We start from the raw sequence: 16,938 nt of genomic DNA, 5'->3' as shown, positions 1-16,938 counted from the left end.
TCTGACTGATTTCAGATGGCTGATGGTTTTATGTTTCAATATCGTCTCACTTACAGTTAAACTCGAGCACCTTGCGCTCTTCGACATAACCTTCCAGATGGTCATCGATATGCACGGGACCCACGCCGGCAGGAGTACCGGTGAAGATTACGTCGCCTGTCTTCAGGGTGAAATACTGGCTGATGTAGGCCACTATCTCGTCGATGCCGAAGACCATGTCGGCGGTGCAGCCTTCCTGCACGGTCTGTCCATTGATATCGAGGTGGAACCGCAGGGCCTGCACATCGAGAAACTTGTCCTTGCCGACCCACTCGCCGATAGCTGCGGCACCGTCGAAGCTCTTGCTGAGGTCCCAGGGCAGACCCTTCTCGCGCAGCTGCTGCTGCACGTCGCGGGCGGTGAAGTCGATACCCACCGTCACGGCATCATAGTAGCGATGGGCGAAACGCTGGGGAATGTTCTTGCCCAATCTGCAGATGCGTATCACCAACTCGGCCTCGTAGTCTATGCGTCCCATGAAGTCGGGAACGAAGAAGGGTTTGCCCGACTTGAGCAGCGACGAGTCGGCCTTGGTGAACAACACTGGGGCCTCTGTCTTATATAACGCACCATCCAACTCTTTATTGTGTTGGATGTAGTTCATTCCGATACCAAATATCTTCATTGTCGTTTTCTTAATGTTTCTACCGATAAAGTTCAGTTCCAATCTGTTGCAAAGTTACAAAAAAAGATGTAACCACACGACACAAAAAGGCTGAATGTAATGCTGTTTTTTCAGCGATTGGACACCTCTTCCAGGATGTCATGGATACGCCCGATGAGATAGAATGGCAGATTGACGAGTCTGAACGTCTTGCCTTTGGGCGTATTGACCCTGTCTACGGAATAAGGTTTGGACCATATCCTTACAGCCACATCGTGGTCGCAACTGTCCATAAACACCTGGAGCGAACGCAGATGCGAGTTAGAACCGCTCTTGACCTCTATGGGATAAAGCCGCGACTCGTGGTTGATGACAAAGTCGACCTCGGCACCATTGTTGGCCTTGGCCCAGAAGACTCTGCGCTGCCCCACACGGTCGTCGAGCGACAGCAGTTCCTGCGCCGTCACCTGCTCGGCTATGTGTCCGCGCCAGGAGTCTACCATATCTGTCGAACCGATAATCTCACGGCGTATACCGGCTTGATAATTGACCAGCCCGGTATCAAACCATATCAGTTTGGGCATCCTCCGCGTCTCTGGAACCAAAGGCAACTGGGTCGAAGACACCGGATAGACCAACTCAAGGAGCATGGCCTTCTCAAGGAGACGAAAGGCTTCGCCCACCTCACGCGATTTATACCCCGAGTTGGCAAAGTTGCCGAGCGTAATGGTCTCGCCGGCCGACGCCCAACCATACGAGAGGATAAACCTCACGGTGTCTGTCAGCTTGTTACCTGCCACATATTTCTCTGCATCATCTTTGTAGGCTTGCACCAGTGTCTCATAGACATCTTCAAGGGCAACAATATCACGTGTTTCGGCATATTGCTTCACTGCCTCGGGCATTCCACCAACGATGGCGAAAAGGTTGAACCAATGCATCATCTGCTCATGAAACGCCACGGTCATCTCTGGCTTTTCTCTCAATAAGGCCAGCAGATTGTGCTTGCCCGTTGCACCCAGAAACTCGTAGAACGAGCAGGGCCGCAAGGCAAGATACTGCACCCGCCCTACCGGAAAACTCACCTTTACATCAATGAGATTTTCGAGCAGACTGCCAGCGGCTATGACATGGAGGTCGGGGCGCCGCTCGTAGAAATATCTGAGCAGCCCGATGGTCTTAGGCGAATTCTGGATTTCATCGATGAATATGAGGATATTGCCAGGGGTTCGTGCCTTGCCCTGACTGGCAAAGAGCATGTCGACCAAATCGTCAAGGGGAATTGCCATCTCAAACATCCTGACATTCTCGGCCATCTCCATGTTGAAATAGAGATAGTTGTCAAACTGCTTGCCAAATTGGTTGACAACCGTTGTCTTGCCCACTTGCCTTGCACCTCTTAATATTAATGGCTTGCGCCGGCTTGAGGTTTTCCATTGCTCCAGCTTAGCCAATATCTGCCGTTCAAACATAATGAATTATCTTGACTTGGTGCAAAGATATGGAATTTTCTTGAGTTCCAGAAACTTTCAGACAAATTTGTTACAAATCATGGGCAACAAACTGCTATTTTTGTCGCAAATCAGGGGCAACAGGACTTTACTTTTGTTGCAAATCATGGGCAACAACGCGGTATTCTTGTCGCAAATCAAGGGCAAGAGGGCTATCATTGGGACGACGGACACAACCTCCGGAGCCTGAACAATGGCCTCGGCGGCGACTCTGACCAGTGGAAACGGGTCAGAACATCTCTTCGCTCTTCTTCTTGATGGTCTTGAAGATATTGGACCACGCGTTGCCCTCTTCCTTCTTGTCCTCGGCGTTGCGGTCTTTCTGCTGCGAGTTGTTCGACTTGCGGGAAGCGTGCTTCTTGGTAGCGTGGGGCTTGGCGGTGTGTTTTCTCTTGGTCTTCGTTGTGGGCATATCGCTCTGCTTCATACGCTCGGCCCACTCGCCGGTAAAACTGTAACCTGCCTCGGTTATCTCGAAGTCTATCTCTGGCATATTGATACCCTCGGCAGGACGATAGGGAATCTCGCTGCCGTTGTAACGCTCCACCCTCACGGTGCATACGCCCTTGGCAAGGATGTCGAGCTCCTTGGCAGCACGCCACGACAGGTCGATGATACGCCCACGGGCAAAGGGGCCACGGTCGGTGACCTTGACCACTACCGACTTGTTGTTAGAGAGATTGGTTACCTTGAGCAGGGTGCCGAAGGGATAGGTGCGATGGGCGCAGGTGAGACTGTCGTGATGCAGTCTGTCGCCGCTGGCGGTACGCGCGCCGGTGGCGCGTTTGGAATAAAAAGTAGCCTTACCCCTCTGCGTCTGTGCCAGCATAGGGGTAAAGCTCAAGAGTGATAAGATTGCAATAATTACTCTTCGTATTTGTTTCATAAGTTATGTAGCAACCGCGTGTTGCCGGCTTCGTTGCCGACAACCGCGGTCTGTGCATTGTCGCTTACACTACGCCCTGGGCCAGCATAGCCTTGGCTACCTTCATGAAGCCGGCGATATTGGCACCCTTGACATAGTTGATGTAGCCATCGGGCTCAGTGCCATACTTGGCACACTGGTCGTGGATGGAGCTCATGATGTAGTGGAGCTTCTCGTCGACCTCGTCCTTGCTCCAGTGCAGGCGTATAGAGTTCTGAGTCATCTCCAGACCCGATGTTGCCACGCCACCAGCGTTGACAGCCTTGCCGGGAGCGAAGAGCTGCTTGGCAGCCACAAACTTCTCGACAGCCTCAGCCGTACAACCCATGTTGCTCACCTCAGCCACACACAATGGGTGGTTGGCGAGAATCATGTCGGCGTCGTCGCCATTGAGCTCGTTCTGGGTAGCACAGGTCAGATAGATGTCGGCCTTTACCTCCCATGGCTTCTTGCCTGCCACGAATGTAGCCTCGGGATAAACCTCAGCATAGGGCTGGCAGATGTCGTTGCCGCTGGAGCGGAGCTCGAGCATATATTCTATCTTGTCGCCGCTGACGCCTTCTGGGTCGTGGATATAACCGTCAGGTCCACTGATGGTAATCACCTTGGCACCAAGCTGGGTAGCCTTCTTGGCTGCACCCCAAGCCACGTTGCCGAAGCCAGAGATAGCCACTGTCTTGCCGGCGATATCAAGGCCCTTGTCCTTCATCATGTGGTTGACGAAATAGAGCGCGCCGAAACCGGTAGCCTCGGGACGGAGGATAGAACCGCCCCACTCTATGCCTTTACCGGTAAGCACACCTTCGTAGCGATGAGTGAGCTTCTTGTACTGGCCAAAGAGATAGCCAATCTCACGACCGCCTACGCCGATGTCGCCTGCAGGAACGTCCTCATCAGGACCGATATAGCGATAGAGCTCGTCCATGAACGCCTGGCAGAAACGCATGATTTCGGCATCACTGCGACCGCGGGGAGAGAAGTCTGAACCACCCTTGGCGCCACCCATAGGCAGCGTGGTGAGCGCGTTCTTGAATGTCTGCTCGAAGCCCAGGAACTTCATAATAGAAAGGTTGACAGAGGGATGGAATCGCAGACCGCCCTTGTACGGGCCGATGGCGCCGTTGAACTGTACGCGATAACCTATATTGACATGCACCTCGCCATTGTCATCTACCCATGGCACACGGAACATGTGTACACGCTCGGGCTCTACGATGCGCTCGACGATTTTGGCCTTTTCAAACTCAGGATGCTGGTTGTAGACGTCCTTAATAGACTCCAACACTTCGCTCACTGCCTGAAGGAACTCTGACTCACCAGGATGCTTGCGCTCCAGGTCTTGCATGATTTTCTGTACTTCCATAGTGGTATTTCTTTAAGTAATTGAGATTTACAGATTGTTTATTACTATGGCAAAAGTAGTGTATTTGAAGCAAACAAACAAGAAAAAACGCATTTATTTTACTCTCCCCACTTACTTTTCGACATATGCCAGGCCGGCGGGACGGCAGACCGCGACGACCGCCATGATGCAAATTAAAACAAAAAGAATGAATAATGCCACAAAAAGCAAAATTATCTTGACGCAAAGCATACTAAAAAAGTTTTTTGATATACCTTTGCATAATATAAATATGTGTATTATGGAATCGAAGATACCTGCCCAATGGGAGAAGTTCTATCTCAAAGACGTGAGCTTTGTCAATCTGATGATGCGACGCATCTACAATGTGCTCATCGTCGCCAACCCCTACGACGCCTTCATGCTCGAAGACGACGGACGCATCGAGGAGAAAATCTACAATGAATATATGCTGCTGGGACTGCGCTATCCGCCTACATTCACTCAGGTGAGCACCACCGAGGAGGCCGAGAAGATGCTGCACACCACCAACATAGACCTGGTGATATGTATGCCCGGCAACGCCGACAACGACGCCTTCGCCGTGGCCCGCGCCATCAAGCACAAGTTTCCCCACATGCACTGCATAGTGCTCACTCCGTTCTCGCATGGCATCACCAAGCGCATGCAGCACGAAGACCTGTCTATCTTCGACTACGTATTCTGCTGGCTGGGCAATACCAACCTCATACTCTCGATCATCAAACTGATAGAGGACAAGATGAATCTGGACCACGACATCCACGAGGCGGGTGTGCAGATGATTCTGGTGGTCGAAGACAGCATAAGGTTCTACAGTTCGATACTCCCCAACCTTTATAATTATATACTGCTGCAGAGCCAGCGCTTCTCGACCGAGGCGCTCAACCGCCATGCCGCCACCATGCGTATGCGCGGACGACCCAAGGTGGTGCTCGCGCGCACCTATGAAGAGGCAATGGCCATGTACGAACGCTATAGCGACAATGTGTTGGGCGTCATCAGCGACGCCCGCTTCCCCATCCACGGCGAGAAGGACCCCGAAGCCGGCATCAAGCTCTTCCGCGAGATACGCAGCCGTAACGAGTATGTGCCGCTCATCATGGAGAGCTCCGAGAGCAGCAACCGCGCCAAGGCCGAAGCCGAGGGATTCAGATTTGTCGACAAGAACTCCAAGAAGATGAGCCTCGACCTGCGCCGGCTGATGGAAGAGCACATGGGATTTGGCGATTTCGTCTTCCGCGACCCGCGCAGCCACGAGGAGATACTGCGTATACACAGTCTGAAGGAGCTTCAGGACAACATCTTCAAGATTCCCAACGACTCCATGCTCTACCACATCAGCCGCAACCACATGAGCCGCTGGCTCTCGGCGCGCGCCATCTTCCCCGTGTCGGCGTTCCTCAAGGATGTGACATGGAACAAGCTGCAGGATGTCGATGCCCACCGACAGATTATCTACGATGCCATCGTCCAGTACCGACACCTGAAAAACCAGGGCGTGGTGGCAGTGTTCGACCGCAAGAAGTTCGACCGCTTCAGCCACTTCGCACGCATCGGCGAAGGCTCGCTCGGCGGCAAGGGCCGTGGCCTGGCTTTTCTGGACAACATCATCAAGCGCCACCCCGACTTCAACCAGTTTGCCGGCGTCAGCGTGCAGATACCCAAGACCGTGGTGCTCTGCACCGATGTCTTCGACCGGTTTATGGAGCAGAACAACCTCTACCAGATAGCCCTCAGCGACGCCTCTGACGAAGAGATACTCCAGCACTTCCTCCAGGCGCAGCTGCCCGATGAGTTCATCGCCGACTTCTATGCTTTCTTCGAAGCCATACAGAGCCCTATAGCCATACGCTCATCATCGCTGCTCGAAGACGCACACTATCAGCCCTTCGCCGGCATCTACTCGACCTACATGATACCCTATCTCGCCGACAAGTATGCCATGCTGCAGATGCTGGCGTGTGCCATCAAGGGCGTATATGCCTCGGTATTCTACCGCGACTCCAAGGCATACATGACCGCCACGAGCAACGTGATAGACCAGGAGAAGATGGCGGTGATACTGCAGGAGGTGGTGGGCCACCAGTATGGCAACCGCTTCTACCCCAACTTCTCGGGTGTGCTGCGGTCTATCAACTACTACCCCATCGGCGACGAACAGGCCGACGAGGGTATCGCCTCGCTCGCGCTGGGTCTGGGCAAGTATATCGTAGATGGAGGACAGACGCTGCGCGTTTCGCCCTATCATCCGCATCAGGTATTGCAGACGAGCGAGATGGAGACTGCGCTGCGCGAGACACAAACCCAGTTCTATGCGCTCGACATGCAACACGTGGGCGAAGACTTCAAGGTCGACGATGGGTTCAACATCCTCAAACTCAGGGTCAAGGACGCCGAGGCCGACCATGCACTCAACTTCATCGCGTCGACCTACGACCCTTACGACCAGGTGATACGCGACGGACTCTACGACGGCGGACGCAAGATAATCTCCTTTGCCGGAGTGCTGCAGCAAGATGTGTTCCCCCTGCCCCAACTGCTGCAGATGACCATGCGCTATGGAGCGGCAGAGATGAGACGCCCCATAGAGGTGGAGTTTGCCTGCAACCTCAACGCCGACCGCACAGGCAGCTTCTTCCTCCTGCAGATAAGGCCCATCGTAGACAGCAAGCAGATGCTTGACGAAGACATCTGCGCCATCAGCGACGACCGCTGCCTGCTGCGCTCCCACAACTCGCTGGGCCACGGCGCCAGCGAAGAGGTGACCGATGTGGTCTATGTCAAGACCGACGACCAGTTTACAGCCATCAACAACCCCGCCATAGCCTGTGAGATAGAGCGCATCAACCGCCGCTTCCTCGATGAAGGCCGTGGATACGTGCTCATAGGGCCCGGACGGTGGGGCTCGAGCGACCCTTGGCTGGGCGTGCCGGTCAAGTGGCCTCACATCAGCGCCGCTCAGGTCATCGTCGAGGTCGAACTCAAGAACTACCGGGTGGACCCCAGCCAGGGCACACACTTCTTCCAGAACCTCACCAGCTTTGGCGTGGGCTACTTCACCATCGACACCAACACCGACAACGGTATCTATCGCAAGGAGGTGCTCGATGCGATGCCCGCAGTCGAAGAGACTCAATTTGTAAGGCACGTGAGATTTGACAAACCGCTCAAAATACTCATGGATGGCAAGAAACAGGAGGGTGTAGTGTTGATTTAAGTCAATAATTATAGTTTTTAGCAAAAAAAGAGGTAATTTATTTGCAGATATGATAAAAACCTTATACCTTTGCATCGTGTTTTTCATGGTATTAGATTTAAGGTTAACAAAGATTGGGACTCAGCGGAGTCCCTTTTTTATTTTTACCCCATCCCGAAGCACCGTTTTCCACCCTCACCGACCACGATAAGAATTGCCAAAGTAAGCCCCAGCCCATTGGGAAGGGTTTGGAGGGGGGCTCCAATAAGCAGTTGTTTTTGCACCGGCGAAAGCCGGACTTTTTGAACGGCCAAAGGCCGCTTCCTGTACCGTCGCGGAGGATGGCGTCATGCCGTGCATGACGGTGGGGATGGTGGAGACGACACGCAGGAAAACTCGTTTTCCGACAGTCGGCACCGCCATCCACGCCAAGGCGAAGCCGCCATCCGCCACCACGGCTTTTTGTGTTTATTTCATCACCCTCCCAGGCGCAATAAACAATAGGGGGAAAGCCAAAGAGAAGCCCCATCCCACCAGCAGGCCCCACCCCAGCCTTCCCCAATTGGAAGGCGAACCACATAACCTCCTTAAACTCAGAAAGAAGGAGCTCCCGCCCCTTGGGGAGGGCATGGGGAGGGGCCTCCAATAAGCAGCAGCAACTCTGTAGGAGTTGCGTTTCCCCAGCCCAGGGTTGCGGGCGAAGCACGCTACCCTGGGTAAGCATCCCCCACTAACCTGGCAACTCTGTAGAAGTTGCGATTAGCCGTAGGCGTTACCCGCAGCAGGACAATGTAATGAAATGCATAGGTGGATATTATCAGATTGAGCATTACGCCTACGGCTACGCGCAACACCTTACCTTCCCGCACCGCAAAGCGCCGCGCCGGTGACCTTCGCGGCGCCATCCTATACCTTATTATATATATAGCGACGAGACAAACCGAAAGGGCAAACCCGAGGATGGCTATTGTGAGGCCATCGGCAGGGGCCATGAGCAAGAAGACAACCCATCTGCTGCTGACAATGGCTTGCTTGACTTAAAATATCTTAATTACCAGCGTGTTTTTCATCATTTATTTGGCAGTATGTGTCGAAAAGTGTAGCTTTGCGATGGCATTATGTGTCAGAAAGTGTTGGTTTTCGCCCAAAACATGTGTCGAAAAGTGTAAACATCTGACCATTTCATGTGTCGAAAAGTGTAAAGCGATGAAGAGGAAGATATACAAAGAGCTTGTAGACTGGAAAAACAGAGAGCAGCACAAGCCCCTGATACTAAATGGGGTCAGACAATGTGGGAAGACTTATATCCTGAAGGAATTCGGAAGGAACGAGTTCGACAATCTGGCCTACATCAGTTGCGACCGAAATGAGAGCCTGCACGCCATCTATGCAGGTGACTTTGACACGGCGCGTATCATAAGAGGATTAAGCGCGCTTACCGGCGTGGATATTATCCCTGGAAAGACTCTTATATTCTTGGATGAGGTGCAAGCATTTCCACAGGCCCTGGAGGCTTTGAAGTATTTCTGCGAAGATGCCCCCGAATATCATATCGTGGTGGCTGGCTCATTGTTGGGCGTAGCCCTGCATGCAGGCATCTCCTTTCCCGTAGGCAAGGTTCAGTCGATGCGACTGTTTCCTATGGACTTTGAGGAATTCCTCATGGCAATGGGAGAAGACCAGCTGCTCTGTCTGATGCACAACAAGGACTATGGGGTGATGAACGCGCTCCACGAGAAGCTGAAAGACTATCTGCGTCAATACTATTATGTTGGCGGAATGCCAGAGGTCGTAAAGACGTATGTGGACAACAGGCTGCCAAACCAGGTGCGCACTATTCAGAACGAAATTCTATCCAATTATGCCAGCGATTTTTCCAAGCACGCCCCGGCACAGGAGGTGCCTCGCATAGACATGGTATGGCAGTCCATACTGGGACAGCTATCCAAAGAGAACAAGAAGTTTGTCTATGGTGTGTTAAAGAAGGGCGGCAGGGCTAAGGAATTTGAACTGGCGATACAATGGCTGATGGATGCCGGCTTGGTATATAAGACAACCAGGGTGACAAAGCCCGAACTGCCGCTGAAGTTTTATGAAGACCTGTCGGCTTTCAAGCTATTTCTCTGCGATTGCGGACTGATGGGGGCTATGGCAGACACCACAGCAAAGGATGTGCTGCTTGGCGACAACGTGTTTACGGAATACAAGGGCGCCTTCACCGAACAGTATGTTCTCCAGCAGTTGCTCGCATTGGGCATCAGCCACATCTACTATTACAGCTCTGACACCTCTCGTATGGAGATGGACTTTCTCGTTCAGCGCGATGGCGCTCTGCTGCCCATAGAGGTAAAGGGAGGCACAAGCATCAAGTCAACCTCGCTGCACAATTACCTGATGGAGCATCGGGAAATATCTGCCATACGCTATTCCATGCTGCCCTACCGCCAGCAGGAGAATATCACCAACATGCCGCTATACAGCGTTTTCCTGCAATAGAGTATCGGTCAAGCCGAGTGCCTCATCAACCGTTTCTTGATGTCCCGCAGCTTGACCGATAATCATTGTTTGCCCACTCCGTCTTAGTGTCTGCCCAGAGCACACCCTCCAAGCACATCTTCCCCTCATTGCCCAAGGCCCATACCCTTCCGCCTGCTACACCCAGTATCACAACAATACGCCCAAAACAGCTGGCGAGGCTCTCTGAGCCAGCCAAAGAGTACAATAATCAGCCCAAACTTCCACTTTTTCGGGAGGAAATGAGCAAAATTCAAAATATAATTTATAACTTTGCCACAAAAGTTCAAAGTGACAATTTGAAAAAGTGGCGTTATGATAAATAAGGATATACTTAAGCAGGTTTTGGCATCCAACCAAAAAGACATTGAGAACTACAAGATAGTTCCGCGTACATTGCCAGGCGACGATTTCCCATGTCGCGTGTTTGTCGGTGTACGCCGTGCCGGAAAATCGTTTATGCTGTACCAGAAGATGCAACAGACGCTGGCATCGGGACAAAGTTGGGCAACAATGCTTTACCTGAACTTTGAAGACGACCGCCTTGCGCAGTTCGATAGAAGCGACTTCGAGCTGATATTGGAGGCACACGCGGAAATGTATGGGCAACGCCCAATGCTTTTCTTGGATGAAATCCAGAATATAGAAGGCTGGGAAAAGTTTGCCCGCCGTTTGGCAGATGCAAAGTATGCCGTATGGCTGACCGGCAGCAATGCCAAGATGTTATCTTCAGAGGTTATGACCACCTTGGGAGGTCGATACTTGGCAACGGAAGTATATCCATACAGCTTTCAGGAGCTTCTGAAAATACAGGATATCCCTTACGATAAGATATCACAAATGGCTACAGAGTCGCGGGCAAAGATACTTCGGGCGTGGAATGAATATCTCTTATGGGGAGGACTTCCCGAATCTGTCGGACTTACCGTGAAACGCAATTATCTTAGCAGTACGTTCCAGAAAATATATCTCGGTGATATTGCAAGCCGTAACAAGATAGCCAACCCCAACCTTTTGCGCCTCATGGTCAAGAAACTGGCTGAGAATGTTGGCCAACCCGTGTCATACAATCGCCTGGCCAATGTTCTTTCCACCATAAGCGGAAGAATATCAATGCCTACGGTCAGTAAGTATATCGAATACAGCGAGGCCGCATGGCTCTTGTTGCGCCTACGAAATGTTTCTGCACCATTCACAGAAAAAGAAACGTCCTGCAAGTACTACTTCATCGACAACGGAGTGCTTGACCTCTTTTTGCTCGATGGAGAGACCATGCTGCTTGAAAACATCGTTGCCCTGGCGCTTTTCCATAAGTACGGACATGATGCCGACAACGAGCGAGTGTTCTTCTATAATGACAAGGTGGAGGTCGACTTCTACATCCCCGAAGATGCCACTGCCATCCAGGTTTCGTATAGTATCACCCAGTCTACCTCTACCTATGAGCGCGAGGTCAATGCCTTGAAAAAGATCCCTGGCGCATTGTCTTGCAAGCGTCGATTGATATTGACAAATGACGAGTCCGACAGCATTGAGGACCAATATGGCACCATTGAGGTACTCCCTGTGTGGAAATGGCTGTTGCTACAGGGAAGAAACGAATGAATAACCACCTCAAACACAGCAGGAATGAGCTCCCGCACCTTGAGGAGGGTTTGGGGAGGGGCTTCTATCCGCAGCTGTTTTTCTACCGGCGAAAGCCGGACTTTTTGAACGGCCAAAGGCCGCTTTTTTTACCGTCGCGGCGGATGGCGTCATGCCGCGCATGACGGTGGGGATGGTGGCGTCGACACGCAGGAAAACCCGTTTTCCGACAGTCGGCACCGACATCACCGCCAAGGCGAAGCCGCCATCCTCCGCCACGGCTTTTTGTATCAATTCCATCACTCTCATAGGCGCAATCAAAGTAGAAAAACACATGATTGAACCCACACAATCAGCAGCCACTAAGAGCCGAAGGTCACCAGCGCGACACCGTGAGAAGTGGAAAGGCAAATATCACCGCTTGGCACCACCTTCTCATTACATCCACCCGCAGGCCAACCACCCCCAACCTTACAGCACCTTACCCCATCGCAATCTTCATCAAGCAGAGAGCCCACCAACCTCTCGTTGATGGGCTCTTCTTATGCCTGACCGTTTGTGTTTCCATCACATTAGAAAGAGAGTTCAATTGTGGCAAACTGTCTATAAGCGCTACTTATAGCCTTTGCCCATAGGTAATCACATAGAGTTGCTGTGTGTTTTTCATGCTCATACTTATGCAGGTCGCGGTCAACAAGGCCATGGCTGCCTACCCCGTAAGACAGGCAGCCGATTAGGTTTACCCTATCCATTAATAAGGTACAGACGGTCCGTAAATCATCACCTTTATGATAGTCCATATGATGACCGCTGCGCAAGCACCCAGAGGTACAAAAAAGAAAATCTTCAACCATAAAGGCATTGGATAGTACGTGCCAGGATTTACGATTCCGCTCTCCCACATATCATACTCAAACCAAGTGTCGTCATTCAGACGACGATAATACTTTCTTCCCATAGTAATACGTTTAATTTAAGTTGTTTTGATAAAAGTTTCCGTCATTCTCTTTTCTTCTTTTCTTTCGTCTTTACATCGTCCGTCGGCAGGAACATGTCCTGCGGGTATCCTCTTGAATACATGTGCAAAGGTATGGTAAATCTACGGATTTTCCAATTTGATTATACGTATAAAAAAATAACATCCACTAAAAAACTCACCCTAACCTATCCGCGCAGGGATGGTTAGGGTGAGTTTCCTGTATGTTTCTATGTTCTCCCGACTTACTTCTCGCTCTCAGGCGCCTTGTCGATGAGATCCATAAACTGGTCGAGCTTCGGAGTGATGATAATCTGGGTGCGGCGGTTGCGCTGCTTGCCCCCCTCGGTGTCATTGCTGGCCACGGGGGTATACTCTCCACGACCACCGGCGGTAAGACGCTTGGGCGCCACACCAAATCTGTTCTGCAGATACTGTACCACTGATGATGCGCGAAGGGCAGAGAGATCCCAGTTGTTGCGGATATTCTTCATCGAAGCAGCCTTGGTGTTCACAGGCACGTTGTCGGTGTTACCCTCGATCAGCACGTCATAGTCCTTGTAGTCCATGATGATTTTGGCTATCTTGCTCAGAGTCTCCTCGGCGCGCTCGCTGATTTCATACGAACCGCTCTTGTAGAGCATATTGTCGGCGAGCGAGATATATACCACTCCCTTGAGCACCTGCACATCCACCTCCTTGAGCTCTTCCTTGCTCAGCGAGCGGGTCAGATTGTTGGTGAGCACCATATTGAGCGAGTCGCTCTTGCTCTTCACCTCTACCAGGTGACGGATATACTGGTTGCTCTCATTGATCTGGTCCACCAACTTAGAGATGTTCACGCTGTTGGCACTGGTATTGGCCAGACTCTTGTCCAGACTCTGTTGCAGGGCCTTGTAGGCCTTCTGCTGCTCTGCCAGCTGGTCGCTGAGACTTGCCACGCGAGCCTGGGCGACGGCCAACTGCTCCTTGGTGTTCTGGTAGCTGCCGGTCAACTCTCTGTTCTCTGTCTGGCAGTTCTTCAGTTCTGCCTGACAACTCTCTAAATTCTTTTTGCTGACACAACCTGTCATCAACAGGGCTCCAAGGGCGAGCGTCAGCACGGTTGTTTTACTTCTGTTCATCTTAATTATCACGATATTATTCCACAAAGTTATTAAATCTTACATATATGACGCAAGAAAAGCACCTTTTGTATAACCCTTTAATGATATTTAACCATAAACAGCCCAAAAATCTGCGTTTCCCATGTCACAATCACCACTTTCATACGTTATTACCATAACCGACAACATTGAAACAACCACTATATATAATAAGGTATATGAAAAGATTATCCGTTTTGCTATGCACATCGTTGGCATGGCTCATGGCAGCCGCCCAGACCGGCAGAGACACCACCATCATTGTCAACCAGCAGCGCATCGTGGTCACCACCCATAAGGGCGAGACCCACGTGGCTGTCTACGACTCCACCGACAACCAGCTCCTGAAGACCCGCGAGACCGTCTTCGCCAACCAGCAGGAGGTAGAGCGTGTCTATGTCACCTCGCCCTTCCTCCCCTCGACCTATACCAGGGCCGCCGCCCTGGCGCCCATACTCCCCACAGTGTGGTATGCCTACACATCGACCAACAGCAAGATAGGTTCCGACGCCAACAGTTCATCCGGACTCCACACCCGTGGCTCCGGATCTTCCGAGGTGGGCGTCACCATCTTCGAGGGCATCACGCCGCTCACCGACCGTGGCCGATGGGGCCAGCTGGGCTTCTCCATGGGCGCCCAGACCTACTACACATGGATGCACTTCCAGCCCGGCGCGCTGCTCCAGGGCGAGGGCAGCCACGTCAGCTTCACCCCCGCAGCCTCGGCGGCTTCCACCAACAGGCTCTCCTATGGCGGCGTGCGCATACCACTCATGCTGTCGTGGCAGATAGCCCCGGACAACATGGCGTCGCAGATTGCCATAGGCATCTCTGCCGACATGCGCACCCGAGGCAAGTACCGCTTCACACCGGCAGACATGGGCGACCCCATCGAGCGCAATGTCAGACTCAAGCCCTTCGGCCTCAACCTCGAGACAGTCGTCTGCTTCGGACCCCTCGCCATCACCGGACGCGTAGGACTCCTCCCCCTCTTCCAGACCACTACGGGCAAGAAGGCATACACCTCGTCCATCGGCATCGGCATCAATATGGGACAGCTCTTCCGCCGTCGCTGACCCTCTGCCCCAGTCCGCTCCAAGGAGAGGCTATGCACCCTGGCACTATCGCCACCGGCTGCACGGCCTCTTCTTTTTGCTGCTGTCCGGCAGCCGATGATGACAAAAAATGCTAACGCCAGTATTTTTCACACCCTTTTGTTTTGCAGTGCTGGCTAATTGCAGTACCTTTGCGATATGAAAAGCAAGAAGTTACAAGGCCACATGGCCGTCATGACCGCCAATATCATCTTCGGATTTGGCGTACCCGTCACCGCTCTGTTGCTCAAGGAGTGGGTTTCTCCCATGGTCTATATGCTTACGCGCTGCGTGGGCGCCGCCGCCATATTCTGGCTCATCTCGCTCTTCCTGCCCTCCGAGCATGTCGAGCGCCGCGACCTCGTCGTAATCTGCTGTGGCGGACTGTTAGGATTTGTCATTTCACAGACGCTGGCAGCCTGGGCACTGGTCTTCACCTCGCCCGTCTATTTCTCTATCATCGCCAGCCTCACCCCCGTAGCCACCATGCTCATGGCGGCTCTCTTCATCGGCGAGCGCATCAATTTCACCCGCAGCATCGCCGTCATCCTCGCCACCGCGGGCGCCCTGCTCATGATTTTCACCCACTGGCACGGAGGCACCGGACGCCACGATCTCCTGGGCATCAGCTTCGGTATGCTCAGCCTGATTACCTGGGCCTTCTACCTGCTCATCACCCGTCAGGTCAGCGCGCGCTACTCTGCCGTCACCCAGATGAAGTGGATTTTCCTTGCCTCGTCGATAGCCGTGCTGCCCATAGCCTGGGGCGAACTCGACACCCAGAAGCTCTACTCCGCCGCCTGGCAGTGGGACGGTGTGGCTGAGATGGCGTTCATCGTGGTCTTCGCCACCGTAGCCGGCTACGTGGCCATACCCTTCGCCATGCGCTACATCCGAGCCACCAGCGTGAGCATCTACACCAACCTCCAGCCCATCGTGGCATCGGTCGTAGCCATACTCATCCACCAGGACATCCTCACATGGGACAAGCCCGTCGCGCTCATCCTCGTGCTGCTCAGCGCCTGGCTGGTCACCCGGACTGAACGATAGGCCGTCCGCCCCACCACCGTTGTCAACCCATTCATCATGTATACAGACAATCCTATCTTCGACCGTGCGCGACTGCTCATGGGCGACGACGTGATGCAGACCATCGCCAGCCGCCGCGTCATCATCTTCGGCGCCGGAGGCGTGGGCAGCTGGGTAGCCGAGTGCCTCATACGCTCGGGCATACGCCACCTCACCATCGTCGACTCCGACCGCATCTGCGCCTCCAATGTCAACCGCCAGCTCATGGCGACCTCCCTCACCGTGGGCGAGGTCAAGGTCGACGCGCTGCGCCGCCATCTGCTCGAAATCAGTCCCGATGCCGACATCCTGGCGCTGCAGAAGATTTATTCCGCAGACACCGCCGACGACTTCGCCCTCGACACCTACGACTACATCATCGACGCCATAGACAGCCTCAAGGACAAGGCGCTGCTCATGCTCCGCGCCTGCGAGACCCGTGCCACCCTGTTCTCGTCCATGGGCGCAGCCCTCAAGATGGACCCCACTCAGATACGCGTGGCTGAGTTCTGGAAGGTGCGCGGCTGTCCGCTCGGCGCCGCCCTCCGCAAGAAGTTCAAGCACATGCACTGCCGCCCCGCCCGCAAGTTCATGTGCGTCTACGGCGAGCAGGTGCTCGACAATCGGGGCGCCCATCAGGTCGCCGCCAGCACCATGCCCGACACCCAAGAACCCGCCCCCGGCGACCCCACGCTCGCCCACCACGACTGGAACGCCAGCAAGGCCCAAATCAACGGCTCAATGGTCCACATCACCGCCATCTTCGGCTTCACCATCGGTGGTTTGGTGCTCAACGACATCTACACCAAGGCATTGGCATAGAAGCCCCATCCAAAGCCCCATCCAAAGCCCCATCCCAGCCTTCCCCAAGGGAGGGCATGGGGAGGGGCTTTTGGGG

At 53.2% G+C, this 16,938-nt stretch carries 12 protein-coding genes; 6 read left to right on the top strand and 6 right to left on the bottom strand.

Translation table 11 applies throughout. The annotated features are described in order from the left end of the window. Positions 1-46: 46 nt before the first annotated feature. The 4 genes from CIK94_RS01765 to gdhA all read right to left on the bottom strand — a co-directional run bounded on the left by CIK94_RS01765 (position 47) and on the right by gdhA (position 4,442). Positions 47-664, bottom strand: coding sequence for a fumarylacetoacetate hydrolase family protein (locus tag CIK94_RS01765; protein WP_022309713.1), 618 nt, complete (start codon positions 662-664; stop codon positions 47-49). A 110-nt stretch (positions 665-774) separates the two neighbouring features. After that, positions 775-2,115 carry an ATP-binding protein gene (locus tag CIK94_RS01760; RefSeq protein WP_094420992.1) on the bottom strand — a complete coding sequence of 447 codons (1,341 nt, stop codon included), beginning with the start codon at positions 2,113-2,115 and terminating at the stop codon, positions 775-777. 268 nt (positions 2,116-2,383) lie between these two features. After that, complete coding sequence (locus CIK94_RS01750; protein WP_022309714.1) at positions 2,384-2,983, bottom strand: septal ring lytic transglycosylase RlpA family protein; 600 nt, start codon at positions 2,981-2,983, stop codon at positions 2,384-2,386. 121 nt (positions 2,984-3,104) lie between these two features. Next, complete coding sequence (gene gdhA, locus CIK94_RS01745; protein WP_022309715.1) at positions 3,105-4,442, bottom strand: NADP-specific glutamate dehydrogenase; 1,338 nt, start codon at positions 4,440-4,442, stop codon at positions 3,105-3,107. Positions 4,443-4,722: 280 nt separating this feature from the next. On the opposite strand from gdhA, the gene CIK94_RS01740 reads away from it, so the two are divergent. The 3 genes from CIK94_RS01740 to CIK94_RS01715 all read left to right on the top strand — a co-directional run bounded on the left by CIK94_RS01740 (position 4,723) and on the right by CIK94_RS01715 (position 11,778). Further along, the gene (locus CIK94_RS01740; protein ID WP_094420988.1) at positions 4,723-7,680 is read left to right on the top strand and encodes a PEP/pyruvate-binding domain-containing protein; all 2,958 of its coding nucleotides are present in this window, start codon (positions 4,723-4,725) and stop codon (positions 7,678-7,680) included. 1,185 nt (positions 7,681-8,865) lie between these two features. After that, on the top strand, positions 8,866-10,155 hold the full coding sequence (locus tag CIK94_RS01725; RefSeq protein ID WP_022310313.1) for an ATP-binding protein: 1,290 nt from the start codon (positions 8,866-8,868) through the stop codon (positions 10,153-10,155). Positions 10,156-10,488: 333 nt separating this feature from the next. Further along, on the top strand, positions 10,489-11,778 hold the full coding sequence (locus CIK94_RS01715) for an ATP-binding protein (protein WP_094386689.1): 1,290 nt from the start codon (positions 10,489-10,491) through the stop codon (positions 11,776-11,778). A gap of 9 nt (positions 11,779-11,787) precedes the next feature. Here CIK94_RS01715 and CIK94_RS01710 read toward each other — a convergent pair whose 3' ends face one another. Then, positions 11,788-12,066, bottom strand: coding sequence for a hypothetical protein (locus CIK94_RS01710; protein WP_094386690.1), 279 nt, complete (start codon positions 12,064-12,066; stop codon positions 11,788-11,790). 912 nt (positions 12,067-12,978) lie between these two features. Then, complete coding sequence (locus CIK94_RS01705) at positions 12,979-13,857, bottom strand: OmpA family protein (RefSeq protein WP_094420979.1); 879 nt, start codon at positions 13,855-13,857, stop codon at positions 12,979-12,981. A 200-nt stretch (positions 13,858-14,057) separates the two neighbouring features. On the opposite strand from CIK94_RS01705, the gene CIK94_RS01700 reads away from it, so the two are divergent. The 3 genes from CIK94_RS01700 (at position 14,058) to CIK94_RS01690 (ending at position 16,862) form a co-directional block, all read left to right on the top strand. Then, positions 14,058-14,954: a hypothetical protein gene (locus tag CIK94_RS01700; protein WP_144007673.1), complete on the top strand. Its 897-nt coding sequence runs from the start codon at positions 14,058-14,060 to the stop codon at positions 14,952-14,954. A 177-nt stretch (positions 14,955-15,131) separates the two neighbouring features. Continuing rightward, on the top strand, positions 15,132-16,022 hold the full coding sequence (locus CIK94_RS01695; RefSeq protein WP_094420974.1) for a DMT family transporter: 891 nt from the start codon (positions 15,132-15,134) through the stop codon (positions 16,020-16,022). Positions 16,023-16,058: 36 nt separating this feature from the next. Beyond that, positions 16,059-16,862: a ThiF family adenylyltransferase gene (locus tag CIK94_RS01690; protein WP_094420972.1), complete on the top strand. Its 804-nt coding sequence runs from the start codon at positions 16,059-16,061 to the stop codon at positions 16,860-16,862. Positions 16,863-16,938 lie beyond the last annotated feature (76 nt).

It is taken from the genome of Prevotella sp. P4-51 (assembly GCF_002251455.1).
Taxonomy (GTDB): domain Bacteria; phylum Bacteroidota; class Bacteroidia; order Bacteroidales; family Bacteroidaceae; genus Prevotella.
The sequence above is the reverse complement of the archived record's forward strand: the minus strand, read 5'-3'. Positions and strand labels throughout refer to the sequence as shown.